This is a genomic window from Hymenobacter ruricola (assembly GCF_015694525.1).
GTDB classification, from domain to species: Bacteria; Bacteroidota; Bacteroidia; order Cytophagales; family Hymenobacteraceae; genus Hymenobacter; species Hymenobacter ruricola.
Window position 1 is genome coordinate 383463 of record NZ_JADQDM010000002.1, and the last position, 22717, is coordinate 406179.

21 protein-coding genes are annotated in these 22717 nt (G+C 64.6%); 12 read left to right on the forward strand and 9 right to left on the reverse strand.

Annotation, left to right across the window (positions count from 1 at the left end; genetic code table 11):
- Positions 1-14: 14 nt before the first annotated feature.
- Positions 15-1766 (reverse strand): DUF885 domain-containing protein, encoded by a 1752-nt coding sequence (locus I2H31_RS05665; RefSeq protein ID WP_196292029.1) that lies wholly within the window; start codon positions 1764-1766, stop codon positions 15-17.
- Positions 1767-1987: 221 nt separating this feature from the next.
- Here I2H31_RS05665 and aspA point away from each other — a divergent pair, with 221 nt between their 5' ends.
- The 9 genes from aspA (at position 1988) to I2H31_RS05710 (ending at position 12251) form a co-directional block, all read left to right on the forward strand.
- Positions 1988-3394 (forward strand): aspartate ammonia-lyase, encoded by a 1407-nt coding sequence (gene aspA / locus I2H31_RS05670; protein ID WP_196292030.1) that lies wholly within the window; start codon positions 1988-1990, stop codon positions 3392-3394.
- Between the two features lie 127 nt (positions 3395-3521).
- Positions 3522-5546 (forward strand): FG-GAP-like repeat-containing protein, encoded by a 2025-nt coding sequence (locus I2H31_RS05675; protein ID WP_196292031.1) that lies wholly within the window; start codon positions 3522-3524, stop codon positions 5544-5546.
- Between the two features lie 147 nt (positions 5547-5693).
- Positions 5694-6569: an alpha/beta hydrolase gene (locus I2H31_RS05680; RefSeq protein WP_196292032.1), complete on the forward strand. Its 876-nt coding sequence runs from the start codon at positions 5694-5696 to the stop codon at positions 6567-6569.
- A 220-nt stretch (positions 6570-6789) separates the two neighbouring features.
- Complete coding sequence (locus I2H31_RS05685) at positions 6790-8388, forward strand: protein adenylyltransferase SelO (protein ID WP_196292033.1); 1599 nt, start codon at positions 6790-6792, stop codon at positions 8386-8388.
- Between the two features lie 154 nt (positions 8389-8542).
- Positions 8543-10003 carry a DNA/RNA non-specific endonuclease gene (locus tag I2H31_RS05690; RefSeq protein ID WP_196292034.1) on the forward strand — a complete coding sequence of 487 codons (1461 nt, stop codon included), beginning with the start codon at positions 8543-8545 and terminating at the stop codon, positions 10001-10003.
- On the forward strand, positions 10000-10371 hold the full coding sequence (locus tag I2H31_RS05695; RefSeq protein ID WP_196292035.1) for a DoxX-like family protein: 372 nt from the start codon (positions 10000-10002) through the stop codon (positions 10369-10371). The genes I2H31_RS05690 and I2H31_RS05695 overlap by 4 nt, the downstream gene beginning before the upstream one ends.
- A gap of 8 nt (positions 10372-10379) precedes the next feature.
- A complete protein-coding gene (locus tag I2H31_RS05700; RefSeq protein WP_196292036.1) occupies positions 10380-11120 on the forward strand; it encodes a DUF2071 domain-containing protein in 741 nt (246 codons plus the stop codon).
- Positions 11117-11872 carry a class I SAM-dependent methyltransferase gene (locus I2H31_RS05705; RefSeq protein WP_394368953.1) on the forward strand — a complete coding sequence of 252 codons (756 nt, stop codon included), beginning with the start codon at positions 11117-11119 and terminating at the stop codon, positions 11870-11872. The genes I2H31_RS05700 and I2H31_RS05705 overlap by 4 nt, the downstream gene beginning before the upstream one ends.
- Positions 11856-12251 (forward strand): hypothetical protein, encoded by a 396-nt coding sequence (locus tag I2H31_RS05710; protein WP_196292038.1) that lies wholly within the window; start codon positions 11856-11858, stop codon positions 12249-12251. Before I2H31_RS05705 ends, I2H31_RS05710 begins: the two co-directional genes overlap by 17 nt.
- A gap of 30 nt (positions 12252-12281) precedes the next feature.
- Here the strand turns inward: I2H31_RS05710 and I2H31_RS05715 are convergent, their stop codons facing one another.
- The 8 genes from I2H31_RS05715 to rsmA form a co-directional block, all read right to left on the reverse strand.
- Positions 12282-13226: a hypothetical protein gene (locus I2H31_RS05715; protein WP_196292039.1), complete on the reverse strand. Its 945-nt coding sequence runs from the start codon at positions 13224-13226 to the stop codon at positions 12282-12284.
- Positions 13227-13363: 137 nt separating this feature from the next.
- Positions 13364-14200 (reverse strand): alpha/beta hydrolase, encoded by an 837-nt coding sequence (locus I2H31_RS05720; RefSeq protein WP_196292040.1) that lies wholly within the window; start codon positions 14198-14200, stop codon positions 13364-13366.
- An 83-nt stretch (positions 14201-14283) separates the two neighbouring features.
- On the reverse strand, positions 14284-15066 hold the full coding sequence (locus tag I2H31_RS05725; protein WP_196292041.1) for an enhanced serine sensitivity protein SseB C-terminal domain-containing protein: 783 nt from the start codon (positions 15064-15066) through the stop codon (positions 14284-14286).
- Between the two features lie 46 nt (positions 15067-15112).
- Positions 15113-15940, reverse strand: coding sequence for a nuclease A inhibitor family protein (locus tag I2H31_RS25615; protein WP_196292042.1), 828 nt, complete (start codon positions 15938-15940; stop codon positions 15113-15115).
- Between the two features lie 153 nt (positions 15941-16093).
- Entirely contained in the window at positions 16094-16570 is a 477-nt protein-coding gene (greA, locus tag I2H31_RS05735; protein ID WP_196292043.1) for a transcription elongation factor GreA, read from the reverse strand.
- A gap of 101 nt (positions 16571-16671) precedes the next feature.
- A complete protein-coding gene (locus I2H31_RS05740; protein ID WP_196292044.1) occupies positions 16672-17637 on the reverse strand; it encodes an NAD(P)-dependent oxidoreductase in 966 nt (321 codons plus the stop codon).
- 14 nt (positions 17638-17651) lie between these two features.
- Positions 17652-18290: a hypothetical protein gene (locus I2H31_RS05745; protein WP_196292045.1), complete on the reverse strand. Its 639-nt coding sequence runs from the start codon at positions 18288-18290 to the stop codon at positions 17652-17654.
- A gap of 30 nt (positions 18291-18320) precedes the next feature.
- Positions 18321-19145 carry a 16S rRNA (adenine(1518)-N(6)/adenine(1519)-N(6))-dimethyltransferase RsmA gene (rsmA, locus tag I2H31_RS05750; RefSeq protein ID WP_196292046.1) on the reverse strand — a complete coding sequence of 275 codons (825 nt, stop codon included), beginning with the start codon at positions 19143-19145 and terminating at the stop codon, positions 18321-18323.
- Positions 19146-19302: 157 nt separating this feature from the next.
- Between rsmA and I2H31_RS05755 the strand changes: the two genes are divergently transcribed.
- From I2H31_RS05755 to I2H31_RS05765, 3 genes are all read left to right on the forward strand, one after another.
- On the forward strand, positions 19303-20706 hold the full coding sequence (locus tag I2H31_RS05755; RefSeq protein ID WP_196292047.1) for a TSUP family transporter: 1404 nt from the start codon (positions 19303-19305) through the stop codon (positions 20704-20706).
- Positions 20707-20850: 144 nt separating this feature from the next.
- Positions 20851-22311: a leucyl aminopeptidase family protein gene (locus tag I2H31_RS05760; protein WP_196292048.1), complete on the forward strand. Its 1461-nt coding sequence runs from the start codon at positions 20851-20853 to the stop codon at positions 22309-22311.
- 26 nt (positions 22312-22337) lie between these two features.
- Positions 22338-22712 (forward strand): four helix bundle protein, encoded by a 375-nt coding sequence (locus I2H31_RS05765; protein WP_196292049.1) that lies wholly within the window; start codon positions 22338-22340, stop codon positions 22710-22712.
- The last annotated feature ends 5 nt before the right edge of the window (positions 22713-22717 follow it).

Consider the following 22717-nt stretch of genomic DNA (forward strand, 5'->3'; position numbering starts at 1 on the left):
GGGTTGCCCCTGGCCTACTTCCGCAGCATCAGCTCGCGGATGCATTTCACCGGGGCGCTGCCGTAGCTCAGGAAGTTTTCGTTGAAGGATTTAAGGTCGAAGTCCGGGCCTTCCTTCCGCTTGAGTTCTTCGCGCAGGGCATAAATCTCGGTGTAGCCCGTGAAGTAGCTGCTGAGCTGCACCTGGCTCAGGGTGGCGCGCAGCCACTTGCCGCGGGCCTCCGCCTCTTCCTGGAAGCCTTCGCGGCGCAGCAGCGTCACCACGTCGTTTTCGCTCATGTTATCGGCCTGAATGGCGTGGTCGATGATGGCGTTCAGCGTCGAGCGCATGTTCCACTTGTCCCACAGCAGCCACATTTCGTCGGAGTTGTTGCCGTAGCCGCTTTCCAGCATCATGCGCTCGGCGTACACGGCCCAGCCCTCCACCATGGCACCGTTGCCGAAAATGCTTTTCACCAGCGAGGGCGAGCGGTTGGCGTACACCAGCTGCGTGTAGTGGCCCGGAATGGCTTCGTGGATGTTCAGGATTTGCAGGGTGTAGTCGTTGTATTCGCGCAGGTAGCTTTCGGCCTGGGCGGGCGTCCAGTCCGCCGGAATCGGCTCCACGTTGTAGTAGGTGTTGGCGCCTTTGTCATAAGGGCCGGGGGCCGAGACGCTGGCGCCCGCGCCGCTGCCGCGCATGTAGAGCGGCGTTTCGCGCACCACCAGCGGCTTGCTGGGGTCCTGGGTCAGCAGCTTTTTGTCGTTCACAAAGGCCACCAGCGTGGGAATCTGGCGCTTCACGGCGTCCACGAAGCCTTCGCGCGGGGCGTGCTTGAGGGTGAGCTGGTTGATGACGGTGGTGATGAGGGCCAGCGTGTCGGCCGGCGCCTTTTGGCCGGGGAAGTACTTGGGAAACAGGCGGGCGGCCCGGCGGCCCATGTCGCGCAGCAATTCGGCCTTGTGCTTCTGAGCTTCCTGGTACAGCTCGTCCGCCGAGAAGCGCGACTGAATGTCGTAGGCAAATTTTTGCTCAAACAGCTTTTTGCCGATGCGAAATGGGCGGAATTTGCCGGCCGGCAGCACGTCGCCTTCCAGGAAACCCATGTAGCCTTGCACGGCCGTGCGGGCGGCGGCCACGCGGTCCAGCATCGTCTTTTTCTCGGCCGCGCTCAGGCCGGATTTGGCCACCGAATCGGCCAATGCTTGGCCAAATACCGCGAGGCCGCCAGCATTTTGCTTGAGGGCCAGCACAGTGTGCTCCCTGGTGGGGTTGTCGATGTTGGCTTTCGCAGCCGCGTAATACTCCGCCGCGTGGCTGATTTTGTCGGAAATGTTGCGCAGGCGGCGGTCCAGCGGGTAGTGGCGGCCGTTGAGCAAGTCGCCCACCGAGGCGCCGAGGTTGTAGCTGGCGGGGTTCCACTGCCAGCTGCGGAGCGTGTCGGCGTACCAGCGCTCGGCGCGTAGCTCGTTGCGCAGCAGGCGCAGGTCAATCTGGTTGTTGGGCGAGAGGCTGTCGGGGCCGAAGCCGCCCAGCGCGGCCAGGTACTTCCGGGCAAAAGCGTCGTCGCTCCGCCGCTGGGCCTCGTTCGGAATCACCAGCAGCGAGTCGTATTTGTGGTAGCCCTGGCTGCTGGCGTAGTCGGGATTTTGCCGCCACAGCGCTTCAATGAACTGGTTTTTAAAGGTGTCGAAGCGGGCATCAGCGCTGGCGGTGGTGGCGGTTTTATCGGCGGGCGAACAGCTGGCCACAGCCAGGGCCAGCAACGGCAGGTAGCGGAGTTTCATAGGCAACAGGGGTTGAAAAGAACGTCATGCCGAGCGCAGCGCAGCATCTTTACCTCAATAGTAATTCATGCCGTTGCAACGAAGCGGTAAAGATGCTGCGCTGCGCTCGGCATGACGTTCGGGAACGCCCCAAACCCGATACGTTGCCAAGCGCCGCCGTAGGTTTGTCCCGGCATTCCGCCATTCCGTACAAGCTCCTCCCTCCCACCGAAAATTCCCGCATGACCACCTCCCGCACCGAACACGATTTCCTGGGCGAACGCCTGCTGCCCGACACCGCCTACTACGGCATCCAGACGCTGCGCGCCCTCGAAAACTTTGCCATCACGGGCATTCCCATCAGGGCCGAGCCGCTGTTTGTGCAGGCCCTGGCGTTTGTGAAAAAAGGCGCTGCCCTCGCCAACCGCGACCTTGGCGTGCTGCCCGCCCCCATTGCCGACGCCATTGCCGCCGCCTGCGACCGGGTGGCCAGCGGCGAGTTCGACCACCAGTTTCTCACCGACATGATTCAGGGCGGCGCGGGCACTTCCGTGAACATGAACGCCAACGAAGTCATCGCCAACGTGGCCCTCGAACTGATGGGCCACCAAAAGGGCGAGTACCAGTACTGCCACCCCAACAACCACGTCAACTGCTCGCAAAGCACCAACGACGCCTACCCCACCGCCTTCCGCATCGCCCTCAACAACAAGCTGGTGGGCTACCGCGAAACCCTGAACGAGCTGGCCGAGGCCTTTGCCCAAAAAGGCGAGGAATTCCGCGACATCCTCAAAATGGGCCGTACCCAGCTGCAGGACGCCGTGCCCATGAGCATGGGCGACGAGTTCCGGGCCTTCGCCACCAACCTGCGCGAAGAGCTGCTGCGCATCGACGACTCGCGCCGGCTGATTGACGAAATCAACATGGGCGCCACCGCCATCGGCTCGCGCGTGAACGCCCCCACCGGCTACCCCGAAGCCGTGACCGAGCACCTGCGCGCCATCACCGGCCTCAACCTGAGCCTGGCCGGCGACCTGTTTGAGGCCACCTACGACACGGGCGCCTACGTGCAGCTCTCCGGCGTGCTGAAGCGCACGGCCGTGAAGCTTTCCAAGATATGCAACGACCTGCGGCTGCTCTCGTCCGGGCCGCGCACGGGCCTCAACGAAATCAACCTGCCGCCCCTGCAGCCGGGCTCCAGCATCATGCCGGGCAAAGTGAACCCGGTGGTGCCCGAGGTGGTGAACCAGACCGCGTTCTACGTCATCGGGGCCGACCTGACGGTGACCATGGCGGCCGAGGCCGGCCAGCTGCAGCTCAACGTGATGGAGCCGGTGATTTCCTTCGCCCTCTTCACCAGCATCAGCTACATGACCAACGCCTGCCGCACCCTGCGCGAGAAGTGCGTGCTGGGCATCACGGCCAACAAGGCCCACGCCGAAAACCTGGTGCGCAACAGCATCGGCATCGTCACCCAGCTCAACCCCGTCATCGGCTACGAGGCCTCGGCCGAAATCGCCAAGGAAGCCCTGCGCACCGGCAAATCGGTGCACGACATCGCCGTGACCGAGCGCGGCCTGCTCACGCAGGAAAAGTGGGACGAGATTTTCACGTTTGAGAATTTGATTCGCCCGGTGTTTATTCGCTAGTATCATGCACGGGGCCGAAGCTGCTACTGCTTCGGCCCCGTAATTTTTTCTTCACTGGCTTGCCTTGTTTGGGCCCTGCCCCACTACGGCAAAGCCCCGGCAAACTGTTTTTAGAATATCCTTTTCTATGCCCCTTCGCTACCCCTGCGTTCGTTTTCTTCCGCTTTGGGCACCCTTGCTGGGACTGCTGAACCCGGCGGCCCTGCCCGCCGCCGCGCAAGCGCCGCTGGTGCAACGGCCCCGGCTGACGCCTGCCCCCTACAGCGCCACCGCCGACCTGGGGGCCTTGCTGAAAATTCCTTTCTCTCGCCCCCTGAATCCCGCTACGGTGGGAAACGTGCGCGTGCAAAGCTCGGGCGTGGGCCCGTGGTGGCCCGTGGCCGCTGGCGTGGCCGACTCGGCCGTGGTGCTGCTGCCCACGCAGCAGTTTAGTCCTGGCGCCACGGTGAGCGTGACGGTGCCGGCCACGGTGCAGAGCAGCACGGGCGCCGCGGCGAGCCCCTACTGCTATCAGTTCACCACCACGGCGCTGGGCGGCAGCGGCACGTTTACGAGGACCTCGCTGGTGGTGCCCGGCAGGCAGAGCATGCGCCTGGCCGAACCCTGCGATGCGAACAACGACCACCGGCCCGACCTGGTGGTGGTGAACGGCGACTCGATGACGGTGTGGCTGGGCCAAGCCAGCGGCGGCTACCGCCGGGTGCCGGGCGGCTTCGACGCGGGCAATAATTCCGTCGCTGCCGTGCGGGCCGCCGACCTGGACGCGGATGGCGAAACCGACCTTGCGGTGCGCCTGCCCGGCGGGGGCCTGCTGGGGTTTCACGGCAACGGCACGGGCGTGTTCACGCGCATTCAACCCAACTTGTTGGGCTTCTCTGCCGTGACGTCGAGCGACATCCTGTTGGAACTGGCCGACCTCAACTTTGACGGCTATCCGGACATCGTGGCCGGCAACAGCAACAGCAACGAAGTGACCGTGTACCGGGGCAGCGCGGCCGGCACCTTTCGGGCGGGCCCGGTTTTCACCCTTCTCTCCCAAGGCACTAACTTCATCTGTCGGGGCTTACTGGGCGATTACAACGAGGACGGCCGCTTGGACCTCGTGGTGTCGGAAGCTAATTCACTGGCCACGGTGGCCCTCAGCGACGCCTTTGGTAATTTTAACCCCGTTTTTGGCAACCTCTATCCCCGTCCGCTCAGCGTGCCCGCCTGGGGAGCGTACGGGTTGGCCGCGGCCGACTTCAATCACGATGGCCACCTCGACCTGGCCAGCACCACCCAAAGCACCACCCTGGCCGTGCTGCTGGGCAATGGCACGGGGCAGCTGGCGCACGTGCCCGGCTCGCCCTTCGCCCTGGGCCCCAACGAAAGCAAGGCCGTGGCCGTGGGCGACCTCAACGCGGATAGCCACCCCGACATTGTGGTGTGCACCAACACCGCCACCAGCAACAACACCTACCAGTTGCTGGTGCTGCTCGGGGAAGGCGACGGGCAGTTCACACCCGCACTGGGCAGTCCGCTGCCGCTGGGCGGGCTCACGGCTGACCTGCGCTTGGTAGACCTCGACAACGACGGCGACCTCGACATCCTGGCCCCAGTGGCTTTCACCGACAGCATAGCTATTTTCCACAACCAAGCGACGGCGGTTCCTACGCTGCGCACGGCCACGCCTGGCAGCGGAACTGCGGGGAGCCGCGTGAGTTTAAGCGGCGCGAACTTATCGGGCACTACGGCCGTCACCTTCAACGGCGTTCCGGCCAAGGTTTTCCGCACCAATGCCCTGGGCACATTGCTGGAAGCCACGGTGCCGGCCGGGGCCACCACGGGCCCCGTTGTTGTGACGACGCGCACGGGGGCAGCCACCCTTCCCGCGGCGTTCACGGTGCTGGCGGGGCCCACGGCTGCCCGGACTGCCAGCGCGTCCCGCCTCGTGCTTTTCCCCAACCCGGCCCGGCACAGCGCCTATCTGCAACTGCCCGCGGGCGGGTCCACGCCGCCCAGCGTGCGGGTGCTCGACGCTACCGGCCGGGTGGTGCGCACGGTGCCCCTGAAACCCGGGCAAGGCGGCGCCGAACTGCCGCTGGCCGGCTTACCCGCCGGCCTGTACCTGGTGCAGGCCGGCAACACCACGCAGCGGCTGCTGGTGGAATAACCTAAGGTCCGCTGCCACAGGTGCTTTCGGGGCTTACGCGCCGTTTGTTGCCTTTGCGCGTCAGGCAATCGCCCTTGCCGGGCCGCGGCGGTATAGGGTTATTTACCGTGTGAATTTCCTTTTTTAATACCTTCATTTCCACCGCCTATGCGCTGCCTCCTGCTGCTTGCCTGCCTGCTTTTTACCGCCACCGCCTTTGCCGCCCGGGTCGACACGCTGGCCATTCCCAGCGCGGCCATGGGCAAAACCTACCGCGCCGCCGTGGTGCTGCCCGCATCCTACGCCAAAAACAAGAAAGCCCATTACCCCGTGCTCTACCTGTTGCACGGCGCCTACGGCCACTTTTCCGACTGGCTGAAAAGCCCCGCCGACAAGCATCTGGTGCACAAGCTGGCCGACCAGTACAACCTCATCATTGTGAACCCCGAGGGCGAAACCTTTAGCTTTTACCTCGACAGCCCGGTGAAGGCCGACAGCAAGTTCGAAACCTACCTCACCCAGGAAGTCATCCCGGCCATCGACCGGGCCTACCGCACCGTGCCCGACCGCCGCGGCCGCGTCATCACCGGTCTTTCTATGGGTGGCTACGGCGCCCTCTCCCTCTCGGCCAAGCACCCGGACCTGTACTGCGCGGCCGGCAGCATGAGCGGCGCCCTGGAGCTGAGCAGCGCCAACCGCAAATTCACGCCCGAAGAAACGGCTTGGCGCAACAAGAACCTCCTCCCGATTCTCGGCGCGGAAGCTGACAACCCCACGTTTTTCAGCACCAATTCGGTGATTAACATGGCCGACCGCATCCACGGCAACGGCCTGCCCCTCATCATCGACTGCGGCGTGGACGACGGCCTGCTGGAAATCAACCGCGAAATGCACCGCCGCCTCACCTACAACCACACCCCGCACGACTACACCGAACGCCCCGGCGGCCACACCTGGGCCTATTGGCAAACGGCCCTGCCCTACCAGGTGCTGTTTCTGGCGCAGGTGCTGAAGGAAAACGGCGTGACGGTGCCGCTCCAGTAGCAAGCGGCTCAACGGAACGGCTCAGGTGCCTGCCAGCGCCGCAGTTGGCGAAGCAAAAGAGCTGAAATCGGGCCTGTAAGGGCTTTTTCTGAACAAGCCGCGGGCCGGATGCCTGCTGGCCGCTGGGTTCTTTTCCTGAACTTGCCCGCCCAATAAGCGTTTGGGAACTGAAGGCGCCCTGCCGGCGCGCTTTTTCAGCTTCGACCCAATCGCATTTCCGATGCCTACCCTGCCCGTAGACCAAGCCGCGTTCCGCAACTCCTTCGTGGACGAGCTGCGCGGCGAAGACAACCCCAACCGCGGCTCGCGCCAGGTGCCCGGCTACGCCTACTCCCGAGTGCTGCCCACGCCCGTGGCCGCCCCGCGCCTGCTGGCCTGGTCCGACGACCTGGCCGCCACCCTCGGCCTGACGCGCCCGACCGAGCGCGGCGCGGCCGTGGACGCCCTGGCCGGCAACCTCGTCACCGACACCATGAAGCCGTTTGCGGCGCGCTACGCGGGCCACCAATTCGGCAACTGGGCCGGCCAGCTCGGCGACGGCCGGGCCATCTCGCTGGGCGAGCTCATAGCCACTGATGGCAGCACCTGGGAGTTGCAGCTCAAGGGCGCCGGCCCCACGCCCTACTCGCGCCGGGCCGATGGCCGGGCCGTGCTGCGCTCCTCGCTACGCGAATTTCTGTGCAGTGAGGCCATGCATTACCTGGGTGTGCCCACCACCCGCGCCCTGAGCCTGGTGGCGACGGGCGACGACGTGGTGCGCGACATGTTCTACAACGGCAACCAGCGGCCCGAGCCCGGCGCCATTGTGGCGCGGGTGGCGCCCACGTTCGTGCGCTTCGGCAATTTCCAGATGTTTGCCGCCAGCGGCGAGCTCGAAAACCTGCGCAGCCTGGCCGATTACGTCATCCGCCACCACTACCCCGAGGTGGGCGAGCCCGGCCCGGAAGTGTATGTGCGCTGGTACGAGGAAATCTGCCGGCGCACGGCCGTGATGGTGGCCCACTGGATGAGCGTGGGCTTCGTGCACGGCGTGATGAACACGGATAACATGTCCATCCTCGGCCTCACCATCGACTACGGCCCCTACGGCTGGCTGGAGCCCTACGACCCCGACTGGACGCCCAACACCACCGATTTCGGCTACCGGCGCTACGCCTTCGGCCAGCAGCCGCAGGTGGCGCTCTGGAACCTGGCCCGGCTGGCCGAAGCCCTGGCCCTGCTGGTGCCCGAGCCCAACGCCCTGCGCGCCGGCTTCGACTGCTACACGCAAACGCTGGCCGGCACGCGCTACCGCCTGATGCTGGGCAAGCTCGGCCTCACCCAGCGGGCCCCGGAGGAAGACGAGCAATTGATAAACGACCTGCTGGAAGCGCTGGCGGAGGCCGGGGCCGACATGACGATTTTCTTTCGGCAGCTGTCGCACGTGGCGCCCGCGCTGCTGGCCACGGCGGGTGCGGAAGAAGCCCGGTTTCAGGAGTTGCTGGTGGCGGCCGCCTACACGCCCCTGCCCCACCCGGCCTACGCGCCGCTGCTGGAATGGCTGCCGCGCTACCTGGCCCGCCTGCGGCAGGAAACGGCCGCGCCGGCAGATATTAACACCCGCATGCTAGCGGCCAACCCCAAATACGTGCTGCGCAACTACCTCGCCCAAAACGCCATTCAGGCCGCTGAAAAAGGCGACCTGAGCTATCTGAACACCCTCATGCAGGTGCTGAAAACGCCCTTTGCCGAGCAGCCTGAGCACGAGGAATTTGCTGCCAAGCGCCCCGACTGGGCCTGGGACCTGCCCGGCTGCGCCACGCTCTCGTGCAGCTCGTAGCAGTAGCGACGCAACATGTTGCGTCGCCGCGTTGAACGACCGGGACCGCGCCGTTCGGGCATCGTTCACACGTCCTTGTTCAACGACGAGGCGCAACATGTTGCGTCGCTACCTGCTTTCGGCAGCTTTGAGGGGAAGCCGCATATCTTCGCCTATGCACTCCGCCACTTTTTCCATTATTGCCGCCGTTGCCCTCTTTGCCTGTTCCCAGCAGCAGCCCCAGGAAACGGCCACTTCCCAGGCTCCTCCCGCGCCCTCTGTTTCGCAGGCGCCTGCCGCCAGTGCCTTCCCCGAAACCTTTGAGGCCGGCAGCAAAGGGACGTACGACGAAGCCGACGAGCCCCTGGCCACCGGCGCCTGGCACTTCCAGGATGCCCTCGTTGGTAGCAGCCCGCAGGACCACAAGCGCGGCCAGCGCGCCGCCCGCCTCCGCAACCTGGGCCGCCTGTCCATGCGCTTTGATGCCACGGCCGGGGTGCGCCGCATCAGCATCAGCGCGGCGGCCTATGGCACCGACGGGCCCAGCACCTGGGAGCTGTGGCTAAGCCGCGACGGCGGTCGCACTTACGCCCGCACCGGCCAGCCCGTGCTCACCAGCGGGCCCCAGCTGAAAACGCACGTGTTTGCCGGCGTGGCCAACGAGCCCCTGCGCCTGGAAATCCGCAAAACCAGCGGGCCCAAAAACCGGCTCGACATCGACGACATCGTGCTCGAAACGCCCAAAGGCCCCGCCGTGGCGGTGGGCACCGGCGCGGCAGACGGCTACTTTGAAACCCGCGACAAGGCCCCAACCCCTAACGTCCAACACCCGGCGCCAACCCCGGGCACGGGCACCGGCGTGGCCCAGGACCCCAACGACAGCAACCTGGCTCTGGGCAACCCCAGCGGCGCCACTTCCGACCCCGCCAACGTCACCAACTACCTGCTCGTCCACCCCGAATTCACGGCTGGCTACAATGCCAACCGCGGCATCCCGACCTGGGTAAGCTGGCACCTCGACAAGGCCAACCTCGGCGAGGCGCCCCGCCAGAACAACTTCCGGCCCGACCCCGCCCTGCCCCGCCAGTTCTACCAGGTGACGCCCGCCAGCTACGCCCGCTCCGGCTTCGACAAAGGCCACAACTGCCCCAGCGGCGACCGCACCGCCGACCTTGACGCCAACGCGGCTACCTTCTACATGACCAACATGGTGCCCCAGGCACCGCACAACAACCAGCAAACCTGGGCCCACCTCGAAGAATACGGCCGCGCCCAGGTGCAGCGCGGCCAGGAAATTTACGTCGTCATGGGCAGCTACGGGCGCGGCGGCACCGGCGCCAACGGCTTCGCCCAAACCCTCGACCAGGGCCGCGTGACCGTGCCCGCCCGCATCTGGAAAGTCCTGGTCATCCTGCCCGACGGCGTGAACGACCTGCAGCGCCTGGCCACCGACCCCAGCGTGCGCGTGCTGGCCATCGACACGCCCAACGACAACAGCGTGAGCCCTGACTGGAAGCAGTACCTCACGTCGGTGGACAAAATCGAAGCCGCCACCGGCCTGGACCTGCTGAGCGCCCTGCCGCGCGACGCCCAGGCCCGCCTGCAACGGCTGGTGGACAGCGGCCGCGCCCAATGATGCCGCGCCTGCTCACCTACGGCATAGCCTTGGTGTGGCTGGCCAACGGCCTGCTCTGCAAAGCACTGGGGCTGGTGCCCCGCCACGCGGCCATTGTGGCGCGCATCCTGGGGCCGGCGCACGCCCCGGTGCTCACGCGCCTCATCGGGCTGGGCGAAATCGGCATTGCCCTCTGGGTGCTGAGCGGCTGGAAACCGCGCTGGTGCGCCGCCGTCCAAATCGGGCTTATCCTGTCGATGAACACGCTGGAAGCCTGGTTGGCGCCCGACCTGCTGCTGTGGGGCCGCGCCAATGCGCTGTTTGCTGCGCTGTTTTGCCTGCTCATTTACTACTTTACCTTTCGGGCGGCCCGGCCTTCTCCGCGCTAATTCTGCCGATGCTAAACTGGCTGAAAACGCACCCGTTTCCGGTGGAGGCCTTTTTTGAGTACTCGCTCGTGCTCACGTTTGCCGCGCCCGCGGCCGAGGTGCAGGCGCTGCTGCCGGCGCCGCTGGTGCCCGACACGTTTGGCGACAGCTGGGGCTTTCTGGCCGTGGCCTTGGTGCAGACGCGGCAGTTGCGGCCCAAAGGCTTCCCCGGCTGGCTGGGCCAGGACTTTTTCCTGATTGGCTACCGTGCCTTCGTGCGCTACCCCTCGCCCACGGGCCGGCGCCTGCGCGGCCTCTATATCCTGCGCTCCGAAACCGACAAAAAGCGCATGACCGCGCTGGGCAACGTCTTCACCCACTACCGCTACCACACCACCGACATCAGCCGGCAGGAAATAGCGGGTCGGGTTAGCATCCGTTCGCAGCAGTCCGGTTTCCACGTCACGCTGGCGCCCCCCGCCGCCGCAGTGCCCTTACCCGCCACCTCGCCCTTCGCCACTTGGCAAGAAGCTCGTCGTTTTGCCGGCCCCCTGCCCTTCACGTTCTCCGCCGATGCGGACTCCTCGCGCATGCTCATCGTGGAAGGCGTGCGGCAGCACTGGGAGCCGCAGCCGCTGGCCGTGGAGGACTACCGCGTCGGCTTCCTAGAAGAGCTGAACCTCAGCCAGCTGGTGCTGGCCAATGCCTTTGCCGTGCGCAACGTGCCCTACCACTGGAAAAAAGGCCGCACCGAGCAATGGAAATCGTGAGAAAACCACTCCAGGGCGTGGGCAACATCGTGCGCTTCAACTGGCATTTCTACGCCCTCGCCGCGGCCGCGGCGCTGGGACTAGGCGCCGTCTGGCTAGCGGGGCCGCCGGTGGTGCGGGACTGGGCGCCGTGGCTGCTGGCCGCGCTGCTGGTGCCGGTGGTGGTTTCGCTCGCCGTGTCGGCCTACGTCTACGACTTCTCCGGTTTGTACCGCCTCGCCTGGCTGCCTGCGGCGAAAGCTGCGTGCCCGAACATCCTGACCGTGAACGCCGGTTTCGATGAAATAAGCGCGGCCATTGAACAGAAATACGCGCCCTGCGACGTGCAGGCCGTGGATTTTTACGACCCCGCCCGGCACACTGAAGTATCCATCCGACGCGCCCGGCGGGCGTATGCGCCGTTTCCCGGCACGCGGGCCGTCGACAGCCGGGCCGCGCTGCCCTGGCCCGACAATTCCATCGACCTGGCCTTCGCCTTCCTGGCCGCCCACGAAATCCGCGACCCCGCCGAGCGCGCCGACTTTTTCCGCGAGCTCCGGCGCGTCATCAAGCCCGACGGCCAAATCATCGTGACCGAACACCTGCGCGACGCCGCCAATTTTCTGGCCTATACCGTAGGTTTTCTGCATTTCCATTCGCGGCGGGCCTGGCTGCGCACTTTCCGGAGCGCCGGGCTGGCGGTGGCGCAGGAGGTGGCCGCCACGCCGTTCATCACCACCTTCATTCTGCGGAAAAATGCTGGTGCAGCTTAAGATTATCGGGTTCTTGCTGGTGGTGCTGGCGCTGCTGCACGCCGCTTTCGCCCGCTACTTCAACTGGCGCGCAGAGTTTGCCGCCGTCAGCCTCATAAACCGGCAGATGATGTACGTGCACACGTTTTTCGTTGCCTTCACTGTCCTGCTCATTGGCCTGCTCTGCCTCACCTCCGCCCCCGAGCTGGTGGGCACGCCGCTGGGCCACCGGCTGGCCCTGGGCTGCGGGGTGTTTTGGCTGGCGCGGCTAGCCATCCAGTTTTTTGGCTATTCGACCCAGCTATGGCGCGGCAAACGGTTCGAAACCGCTATTCACGTCGTGTTTTCACTGCTTTGGACGTATTTGAGCGCCGTGTTCCTGTGGGTGGGCCTGAACTGAAGCCAGGCATATTCAGGCCCACTACCACCTTTAGAACCGGTGCGTGAGCGACAAGCCGCTGCCGCCCGCCGGGCCCGGAAACGTGACGGCCCCCACGGTGGTTTTGCGCAGCGCGGCGTTGCGGTGGCTGATGAGGTTCCAAGCGCTCAGGGCCACCGTGGCGGTGCCCAGGCCAATGTTCAGGTACGACACGGTGCGTACCGAGCTGTTGTTGGTGACCGGCGACCAGTTGATGCCCAGTTGGTCGTTGGGCAGCCGCAGGGCGCCCAGCAGCAGTTGGCCGGTGCCGCTCAGCACGCCGGCGTAGGCCGCGCCCTTGCCCACTTCGGGCCGGTTGAACTGGCTGGCGTTGGCGGCGCCCAGCATCACATTTATCCCGCCCCACATGGCCGAGCCCACCGCGTACGACTTCACATCGGCGTCGGTGGACGGCGGCGGGCCGTAGGTGGGCTGAATGAGGGCGCACTCGGCCTTGGTCAGTCCCGAAGCGGCCACCCATTCGGCCAGCGCGGGCGTGCGCATGTCCGCAATCAGGTCGTACTGGTGGGCTTGGTTAATGCTTTCAGCGGCCGGGCGGCCCGCGGTTTCGGCCACCAGGTAGCCCACGGCGCACAAGCGGCCGTCGCGGTCGATGAAGCACGGCCGCCGCTCGCCGGGAAAGTCGTAGTTGCGCGGAAACACGCCCGCCACCCAGTATTTATGCAGCAAATCGAGCAGGTGGGCGCGGCGCCGGGCCAGCGCGGGGCTCTGGGCCGGGGTGGACTGCTGGCGCAACAGCTTTTCGGCGTACGCCAGGTGGGCCTGCACGCGGGCGTCGTCGTTGGCGGTGGCGGCCGGCGCGTGACCGGTAGCGGCTACGTAGCCGGCATTGCCCACCAACACGTTCACTTGGTCAACCGCGAGGGGTTGGGCCGGCTGGTGGTTGCAGGAGTTGAGGCCGAAGCCCGTGAGCAGTAGTAAAAGCAGTTTTTTCATGGGTGCGGAAAGAGTTAAAAGCAGGAATACTCCTGTTTTCGGCCTGACCGACTTCCCACCCCAAACGTTGCACCGGGTGCATGGCCATGAGGCACCAGCCTGGTTAACGCCCCGCTCCTGGCCAGCGGACTTTCGTGCTAGCTGCGCTTCGCGGCCAGAAAGCGCGTCACTTCGCGCACGTACTTGTCGCCGTACACGGCCTCCGTCAGCCGGTAAAAGCCTTCCTGGTGCCCACCCTCGAAGCACAGCACCTGCCGCCGCTGCCGCCACGGGCGGGCGTTGCGCGCCACCAACACCGAGTCGGCCAGGGGCGTGTTTTGGTCGGCGGTGCCGCCCACCAGCAGCCAGGGGCAGTGCACGCGGCGCGCCACCAGGGCGTAGCCCGCGGCCTCGGCGGGCAGGGTCACCACCTTCTGGCTGCGCTGCAACACGGCAGCGGCCAGCCGTTGCGGGCTGGCCACGTAGCCCTCGGCAATGAAAAAGTCGCACTTGCTGGTGGCCGCCACTTCCGAGCCCATGATGGTGCCCATCGAGAAGCCGATGATGCCCGTGCGGCTGCGCGGGTAGCGCTGCCGGGCATCGGCCAGCGCGGTGCGCAGGTCGGTGCTGAACTCGGGGTAATAAAGCCGCTGCCGGTCGATGGCAAAGTCGCTGCTGTGCCCAAAGCCGCGGTAGTCGAACAGGTACACGCGGTAGCCGCCCTGGCTCAGCGCCCGGGCCTGGTGGAGGAAATACGACATGTTGTTCATGTCGCCGTAGGCCAGCACCATGGTGGTGTGCTGGTCGGGCACGTTGGCGGCCGGCTCCACTATCCAGCCGGCCAGCCGGGCGTGGTCGGGCGTGGCGAGGGCCGTGGACTGGTAGCGCAGCCCCAGCGAATCGGGCGTGGCCACCCAGTCGCGGCTGGGCTTGAGGGCCCATGCCGGCGCTGCCAGCCCCAGCAGCAAACTTAGAATCAGTACGTATTTCGCCATAGCCGCTGGCCCGCTTTTAGTGAGTCTTGCGGGAATAGACCGGCGCGGCCGGCGCAGGTTGCAGCACCCAGCACTACCAGCGCCTACTCGCGGGCGTAAAACGGCTCCGTGCTCAGCACGTAGGCCGAAAACTCATCGGTATCGGGTATCACCTGCTGCACGATGTACTGATTGCCCAACTCCTTCTGGAAAGTGCTGGCCACGTAGGCCACCTCCTGCGCAATGCCCTTGAACTCGCCTTCCAGCTGCAGGCCAATGATGAAGTGCGCGGGTTCCTCGCCCGACGCCAGCAAATACGTCAGGTAGCCGGCCTGCACCCGGGGGTGGCTGCTGAGCAGCAGCCGGATAGCCTCCACGGGAGCCGTGGGGTATTCGGCCGGCTGCCCAATCAGCACTTCGCGTTGCTCGGTGGGCGGCGATTGTTTGAACGCCCCAAAATCATCCCCGGCCAGGAGCCGCTGACAGATGGCCGCCGGCAGGTTGATGCTGGCCTCCGAGAAAGGGTTCAGACACAGGTCGCGCTGCTGCAAGGCGGCCAGCAAGTCGCGCCCTTTCACGCTGATGTGCTGATAATCAACCAGCGCCGGGTTGTCGTGCAGCCGGGCCAGCGACGTGAACAACGGCACATACCCGTCAGAGAGCTGCAGGGGCGTGAAGCCAACGTAATCGGCCTGCGTCTCGTCGCGCGCGGGCTCGTCTTCGACCAGCACGAGCAGCGGCGACAGCAGCAGGCGCCGCAAAAACTCGGGACGGTAGGCTGGGTTTTGCCCGGCCTGCGCCATCAGGTCGTCGAGGTCGGCGGCCGGGTCGAACTCGTTCGGGCCGGGCACCAGCTTGCTTTCATCAAAAATGTCCTGGCTGTCCATGGTAACGTGGGTGGGTCAAGAATGGCGTTGAAGTAGTCCGTCACCCTCAGGTTTCCGTCAGCACGGTTTTGAAGCCGGCCAGCAGGCCGTCTGCCGTGCGGCCCAGGGCGTAAGCGTCGATTTTTGGCCCCGTGCCCACCCGGTACACCTGCGTGCCGTCGAGCTCCTGCTTCAGATACATTTGCAGGGCCTTGTAGCGGTTGGCGAGGTTCACGTCGTCCAGCACGCCGTCGTCGGCGGTGTGGTTGCGCAGGAACTGGGTGAGCTCCAGGGTTTCCACTTTGGCGTCGGCCGGCTCGCCCAGCAGCTTGAGCAGCGCGGCATCGGATAAATCGCCGCCTGGCGCGGCAAAGGCCACGGCTTCGAGCGGCGCGTCCGACTCGCTCACGAAGTGCAGGCCCGCCACCAGCTTCTGCAGCTCCGGCGGCACCGCCGCGCCCGGCGAACCAGCGGCCGGGGCCTCGCTCAGGCCGCTGCCGCCATCCACTTTGGCCGCAATGGCGGTGGCCAACTCCTGCATCCGCGCCTCGGGCACTTTAATTTTAGGGCTGGTGAAGTTGATGTCGCCCACCTTGTTGAGCGGCACGAGGTGAATGTGGGCGTGCGGCACTTCCAGCCCAATCACGGCCACGCCCACGCGCTTGCACGGCACGGCGGCGCGCAGGCCCTTGGCCACGCGCTGCGCAAACACGTGCAGCGAAGCCAGCTCCTCGGCCGGCAAGTCGAAAATGTAGTCGATTTCGCGCTTGGGAATCACCAGCACGTGGCCTTCCACCAGCGGCGTAATGTCGAGAAAAGCCAGGTGGCGGCCGTCTTCGGCCACTTTATAGGCCGGCAGCTCGCCGGCAACGATGCGCGAAAAAATGGAAGGCATGTTTTTTTAGCTGTTAGCTGATGGCTGTTAGCTATTAGCTTTTTGCTAACGCTTAAGCCCGCAATTGTTCCCGGCAAGATACCGCAAACAATGACAAAAGGCCACCGCACAATGCGGTGGCCTTTCATGAAAAAGCTAACAGCTCAATAAAAGCTAGCGGCTGATTTCCAGAATCTGAAACTGCAGCTTGCCGGCGGGCACGGTGATTTCGGCCGTGTCGCCGGCCGATTTGCCCAGCAGGCCTTTGCCGATGGGCGACTTCACCGAGATTTTGCCGGCGGCCAGGTTGGCTTCTTCCTCGGCCACCAGGGTGTAGTCGAGCACCATGTTGTTTTTCAGGTTCTTGAGCTTCACCTTGCTCATGATGAGCACCTTGCTGAAGTCCATGTTCGTCTCGTCGATGACGCGGGCGTTGCCGATGACTTCTTCGAGCTTGGAAATTTTCAGCTCCAGCAGGCCCTGGGCGTCCTTGGCGGCGTCGTATTCGGCGTTCTCGCTCAGGTCGCCTTTGTCGCGGGCTTCGCGCAGGTCTTCGGCGGCCTTGGCCCGGCCCCGGATTTTGAGGTCCTGGAGCTCGTCCTTCAGTTTTTGCAGGCCTTCGGGGGTGTAATAATTGATGGTGCTGGCCATGGGAGTAGCGGCTTAACGGGTTGGCTAAAAAGCAAGGAGAACGGCTGGCACTGCCAACCGTTCTCCCTTCTTAGGTTCCCGGCAAAGATAAGCAAAACCAATCAGCTCCCCGCAGTCCGGTCTTTATCGCCGGCCCGAAATGCCCGAATCTTCTCCACCAGCACTTCGTTGATGCGGGCGTAGCTCTGGTGCGTCCAGCCGCCCACGTGCGGCGTAAGCACCACGTTGGGCGCCTGCTTCAGAAATTCAAAATGGGCCTGCTGGGCCGTGGTCAGCGCCGCCAGCTTCTCATTTTCGAGCACGTCGAGCGCCGCGCCGCGCACGCGCCCGGCTTGCAGCGCGCCTACCAGCGCCGCGTGGTCGAGCACTTCGCCCCGGGCCGTGTTCAGCAGCCAAAACGGGCGCGCAAAGCCCGCCAGCACCGCCTCGCTCACGAAGTGGTGGTTGGCCGGGGAGTACGGAATGTGCAGGCTCAGCACGTCGGCGCGGGCCTGCAGCTCGGCCAGGCCCACCAATTCGGCATTTCCATCGGCCTCAACATTCGGGTCACTATCATGCGCCAGCACCGTGCAGCCAAAGGCCCCCAGCCGCCGCGCAAACGCCCGCCCCATGTGCCCATAGCCCAGCAGGCCGATGGTTTTGCCGCCGATTTCCTCGCCGCGGTTGGCCTCGCGGCGCCACTGGTGGTGGCGCACTTCGTGGTCGGCGCGGGCAATGTGGCGAAACAAGGTCAGCAGCAGGCCCACGGCGAACTCGCCCACGGCGTCGCGGTTGCCCTCGGGCGCGTTGAGCAGCGCCACGCCCGCCGCGGCCAGTGCCGCCTCGTCGATGTTGTCGACGCCGGCGCCGGCGCGGGCCACGTAGCGCAGGTGCGGGCCCTGGGCCAGCAGCCCGGCCGTGACGCGCAGCTTGCTGCGCACCATGAGGCCTTCGTAGGGCCGGGCGGCCAGCGCGGCAGGGATTTCGGCGGCCGTCAGGTTGGGCTGGTAATCGGCAGAAACGCCGATTTCGGCCAGCCTAGGCAGCAGCGAGGGGTGCATTTCGTCGACGATGAGGCAGAGAGGCATTGCTTGTGCTTAAATTAACGCTCCGATAAGGTGCCAACTAACCCCAACACCGTTGATTGGCTGCCTTTGGAAATCTCGTTGGGATTAACGCTCCAAGCGCCGGCTACCGCCATCACGGTTTCTTCGTCGGGAAAATGCAATTTCAAGTCTTCGTTATTTTCCAAGGCGTAGATAGTTTCGGCGGTTAGCAAGTCGTCGGGTTCGCCGTGGGCGCGCGCCCCCGTATCCCGAATAACCTGCATTGCCTCGCCTAAATATGCGTATTCACGCACAATGGCTCCGGCCCGGGCTTTCGTCCAGCACTGAAATTCGGTGACGCGGTGCGTGGCAAAGAACTGGGCCTCCCCCGCTACCTGGCTGATTTCGGTGAGCAGGGCCACCACCTTTGCCCACGACGCTTCCGAATCGCCAAACGGCAAGGTATTCCCAAGCACAAGGCGCCACTCCTGAATTGGCGGAGAAATAAAAATGTCTCCACTCTGGGCCGCCGCAATGCCGTAGCGCCAATTGTAAGCCAACACGTATTTCAGCCCCAAAAGCGAAGCCAAAGCTTGCGTGTCCATGTTCCGGACCGCAAACCAACTGCATTTGTATCCAATGTCAACCGGGGAATCGGGCACCGTGCGCGGGTTATCAGAAATAGCAGAATCCATTGGTTAATTGCTGAATGGCCTGAAAATTAGTCACTCGGCCACGTCATCGTCTTCTGCGTCGGGCAGCGGAACCGCGCCTTGCAGATGCTGCCCAATGCGTTGCGTGAGCCCCACAAACTCGGCCACACCCAGCTGCTCGGCCCGTTTCTCAAAGATGGCATCGGTGGTGGCTTCCGGCGGCAGGCCAAAGGGTTTGAGGGCGTTGCGCAGCGTCTTGCGGCGCGTTTGGAAGGCCTGCTTAACCACCCGGAAAAACAGCTTCTCGTCGCAGTCCAGCCGCTCGGTGCCGTTGCGCGTCAGGCGCACCACGGCCGATTCTACTTTGGGCGGCGGAATGAAGACGTGCGCGGGCACCGAAAACAGGTATTCGATTTTATAATAGGCTTGCAGCAGCACGCTCAGGATGCCGTACGTTTTGGAGCCGGGCGGCTCGGCCAGGCGCTCGGCCACTTCCTTCTGAATCATGCCCACCACCTCGCGCACCTGCTGGCGGTTGTTGAGCACGGCGAAAAAAATCTGGCTGCTGATGTTGTAGGGGAAGTTGCCGATGATGGCCAGCGGCTGCTCGGGGAATAATTCGCCCAGGTTTTGCTTCAGAAAATCGGTGGCATAAATGCGGTTTTCCAACGCCGGATAATGCGCTTTCAGGTATGCCACCGACTCGGTGTCGATTTCGACCACACTGGTTTGGTAGGCCGGGTTTTCGAGCAGATATTGAGTCAATACGCCCATGCCGGGGCCAATTTCGAGCACCTGCCGCACGCCGTCGGGCAGCTGCAGCGCCGCCACGATGCGGCGGGCAATGTTGGGGTCGGACAGAAAATGTTGGCCGAGGTGTTTTTTGGGTCTTACCACGAAAGGCGCCACCGCGGCTAGGGGCGCGGCAGCCCCGCAAAGGTAGCAGCGGCGCCCAGCGGGCCCGGCCCTTCCGAAAATGCCGGGGCGCGTGGCCTACATGTAAGGATTGCCGTACTTTATGGCCGCTGCCGACCTTGCCCCAGCCGCTTCCCGCGTGACGCCTTCCCCAACGCCGCCCGGCGCGCCTTCGCCGCCCAATGCCCTTTTCCCGGTTTTCCTAAGGCTGGAGCACTTTCGGGTGCTGCTGGCGGGGGGCGGAACCGCGGCGCTGGACATGCTCACGGCCATTCTGCGCCACAGCCCCGGCGCTGCCGTCGCGGTGGTGGCGCCGCAGCTGTTGCCCGCATTCAGCCCAATGGCCGCCCAGCACCCAGGCGTGCAGCTCCACGCCCGCCCCTATTCCGACGACGACCTCACCGGCGCGGCGGTCGTGTTCATCGCCACCGACGACCCGGCCCTGAACCGGCGCATCAAGGCCGCGGCCGCCGCCCGCCACCTCCTCGCCACCGTGGCCGACGCGCCCGAGGAATGCGATTTTTACCTTGCCCCCGCCGCCCCGCCGGCCAATGTCGAAGCGGCCGTTTCCGGTCCCGGCGCGGGGCCCAACGTGGGCCAGCGCCTGCGCACCGCCCTGGCCGCGCCCCTCACCGTCGAGCTGGCTTACCGCCCCGCCCCCGAGTCGCCGGACACGGCTTACTGGCGGCGCATGGCCACCGGCGCGCTGGCCACGTTCGCGCTGTTTATCCTGGTCAATATTCTGTCCTATTATTTCACCCTGGGCCAGGTCACAACGCTGCTAAAAAGCTCCGGCACCTTCTACAAGTTTATCGCCGTCGGCTTTGTGGCGCAGCTGATTGACGGCCTGCTGGGCATGGGCTACGGCGTGGTATCGGCCATCAGCCTCATGTCATTGGGCCTGAGTCCGGTGTCTGTCAGCGCCAGTATTCACACCGCCGAGATGTTTGCCAGCGGCGCCTCCGGCTACCAGCACTACCGCTTCGGCAACGTGAACAAAAAGCTTTTTCGGGTGCTCCTGCTGCCCGGCGTGGCAGGTTCCGTGGGTGGGGCGCTGCTGCTTTCTTACTACGGCGAGCAGCACGCCGGCTGGATTAAATCCATTCTGGCCGTTTATCTGTTCATTCTGGGCCTGCGCATCATCAGCAAAGCCGTGCTCAGGCAGCGCGACAAACGCCGCAAGGTGAAAAACGCCGGCTGGCTGGCCGGGGCCGGCGGCTTCCTCGATTCCTTCGGCGGCGGCGGCTGGGGTCCATTGGTAACCAGCACCTTAATAACGAACGGCCGGACGCCCCGCTACGTCATCGGCACGGTGAGCTTGGTGGAATTCTTCGTGACCTTCGCCAGCGCCTTCACGTTTTTCGCCCTTAAAGGGTTGTCGCACTGGCAGATTGTGGCCGGGCTCATCGTGGGTGGCGTGGCCGCCGCGCCCATTGCGGCCCGGCTGGCGGGCCGCATTCCCACCCGCTGGATGTTCCTGGGCGTGGGCCTGATGGTGATTGTGTGGAGTTTATGGGCGCTACGCAAGCTGTTTTTGAGTTAAAAGGTGGGGGCTGAAAGGTAGAAGAACGGTTTTGCGGCTGGCGGCAACAACCCAACCCAACCCGCCGCTAACTTTTAGCTCTCGCCTTTTAACTGAACCAGCGGGCTACCTTAGCGGCCGCATAACCCCAGCTTAGCCCGCCCCATGTCCTTAGTATTAGCTCACGCAGCCAGCGCCCCCGAGCGCGCTTCGCAGGTATTTATTCTGTCCCACGGCTCCACCGAGTTGCCGGCCGCGGCCGCCGGCGACCTCTCCGCCGAAGCGCGGCAATACGTCTCCGCTTCCCTCGCCGACGACCAGAAACTCGTTCATCTCAACCACTTCAGCCACCACCACTACTTCGTGGTACTGGCCCAAAAGCCCACCCCCGGCCAGGTGGCCGAGGCCCTGCGCCGCAGTGGCCACACCCTGCACGGCCAGCTCAAAGCCGAAAAAGTAGCCGAGGTGTTCATTCACAACCTCAGCGAAAACGCCGATGCCGGCCTGCTCCTGGCCGAAGGTTTGGCGATGACGGCCTACCATTTCGAAGGCTACAAAACCGACGAAAAATCCCGCAAAGCCCCCACGCTCACCAAAGTTTCCTTGGTTGGCGAAGCTGCCTCCGAAGCCCGACTCGCTGAGCTCGAGGGGTTGCTGCAAGGCGTGTTTCTGGCCCGCGACCTCGTGAATGCACCTCTTAATAAGCTGAACGCCGTGCAGCTGGCGGAGCGCATCGCCGAAGCCGGCGACCGGGCCGGCTACACCACCGACATCCTCGACCTGCCCAAAATCGAAGCCCTGCGCATGGGCGGCCTGCTCGCCGTGAACCTCGGCTCGCCTGAGCCACCCACCTTCAGCATCCTCGAATGGAAGCCCGAAGGGGCCCGCAACGAGAAGCCCTACGTGCTGGTGGGCAAAGGCGTGGTGTTCGACACCGGCGGCCTCAGCCTCAAGCCCACGCCCAACAGCATGGACATGATGAAGTGCGACATGGCCGGCGGCGCGGCCGTGGCCGGCACGCTCTTCGCCCTGGCCAAAAACAACGTCCCGCTGCACGTCATCGGCCTCGTGCCCGCCACCGACAACCGCCCCGGCGGCCTCGCCTACGCCCCCGGCGACGTCCTCACCATGCACAGCGGCCTCACCGTTGAGGTGAAAAATACCGACGCCGAAGGCCGGCTGCTCTTGGCCGACGCCCTGAGCTTCGCCAAGAAATACGAGCCCGAGCTGGTCATCGACCTGGCCACCCTCACCGGCGCCGCCGTGCGCGCCCTGGCCACCGAAGCTTCCGCCTCCATGGGCACCGCCGAGCCCGCCACTATGCAAAAGCTCACCGAAGCGGGTTACGCCGTGCACGAGCGGCTGGTCGAGTTTCCGCTCTGGGACGAGTACGCCGACCATATCAAGTCCGACATCGCCGACCTCAGCAACCTGGGCAAAGGCGAAGCCGGCCACATCTCGGCCGCCAAATTCCTGGAACGCTTCATCGAAGGCTACCCCTGGATTCACCTGGACATCGCCGGCCCGGCTTATCTGACGGCCGCCGAAAGCTACCGCGGCAAAGGCGGCACCGGCACGGGCGTGCGCCTGCTGTATGAGTTCTTTCAAATGGTGCTTGGTGCTTAGTGCATGGTGCTTGGCTTTTCTAAGTCATGGAGAAGGAAAACAAATCCTACACTGGCCTTGAGGTGTGGCAGCTTGCGCGCAAGCTTGTCTCAGAAGTGTATAGTGCCAGCCAGGCCTTCCCAAAAGACGAGTTGTTTGGACTGACCAATCAACTTCGGCGAGCAGCAGTTTCCATTCCCTCCAATATTGCCGAAGGTTGTGGGCGACAAACTCCCCGCGACACAATTAATTTTCTATTCATGGCAAGGGGCTCGCTTTACGAGCTGGAAACCCAGGTTTATGTTGCCCTTGACCTCAATTATTTAACCACTGAAACCGCAGACGCCTTATTCATACTGGTGACAAGTTGCAAGAAGCTGCTTCACGGCTTCATCAATCATTACCGCCAGCAACTTGCCTGACGTCA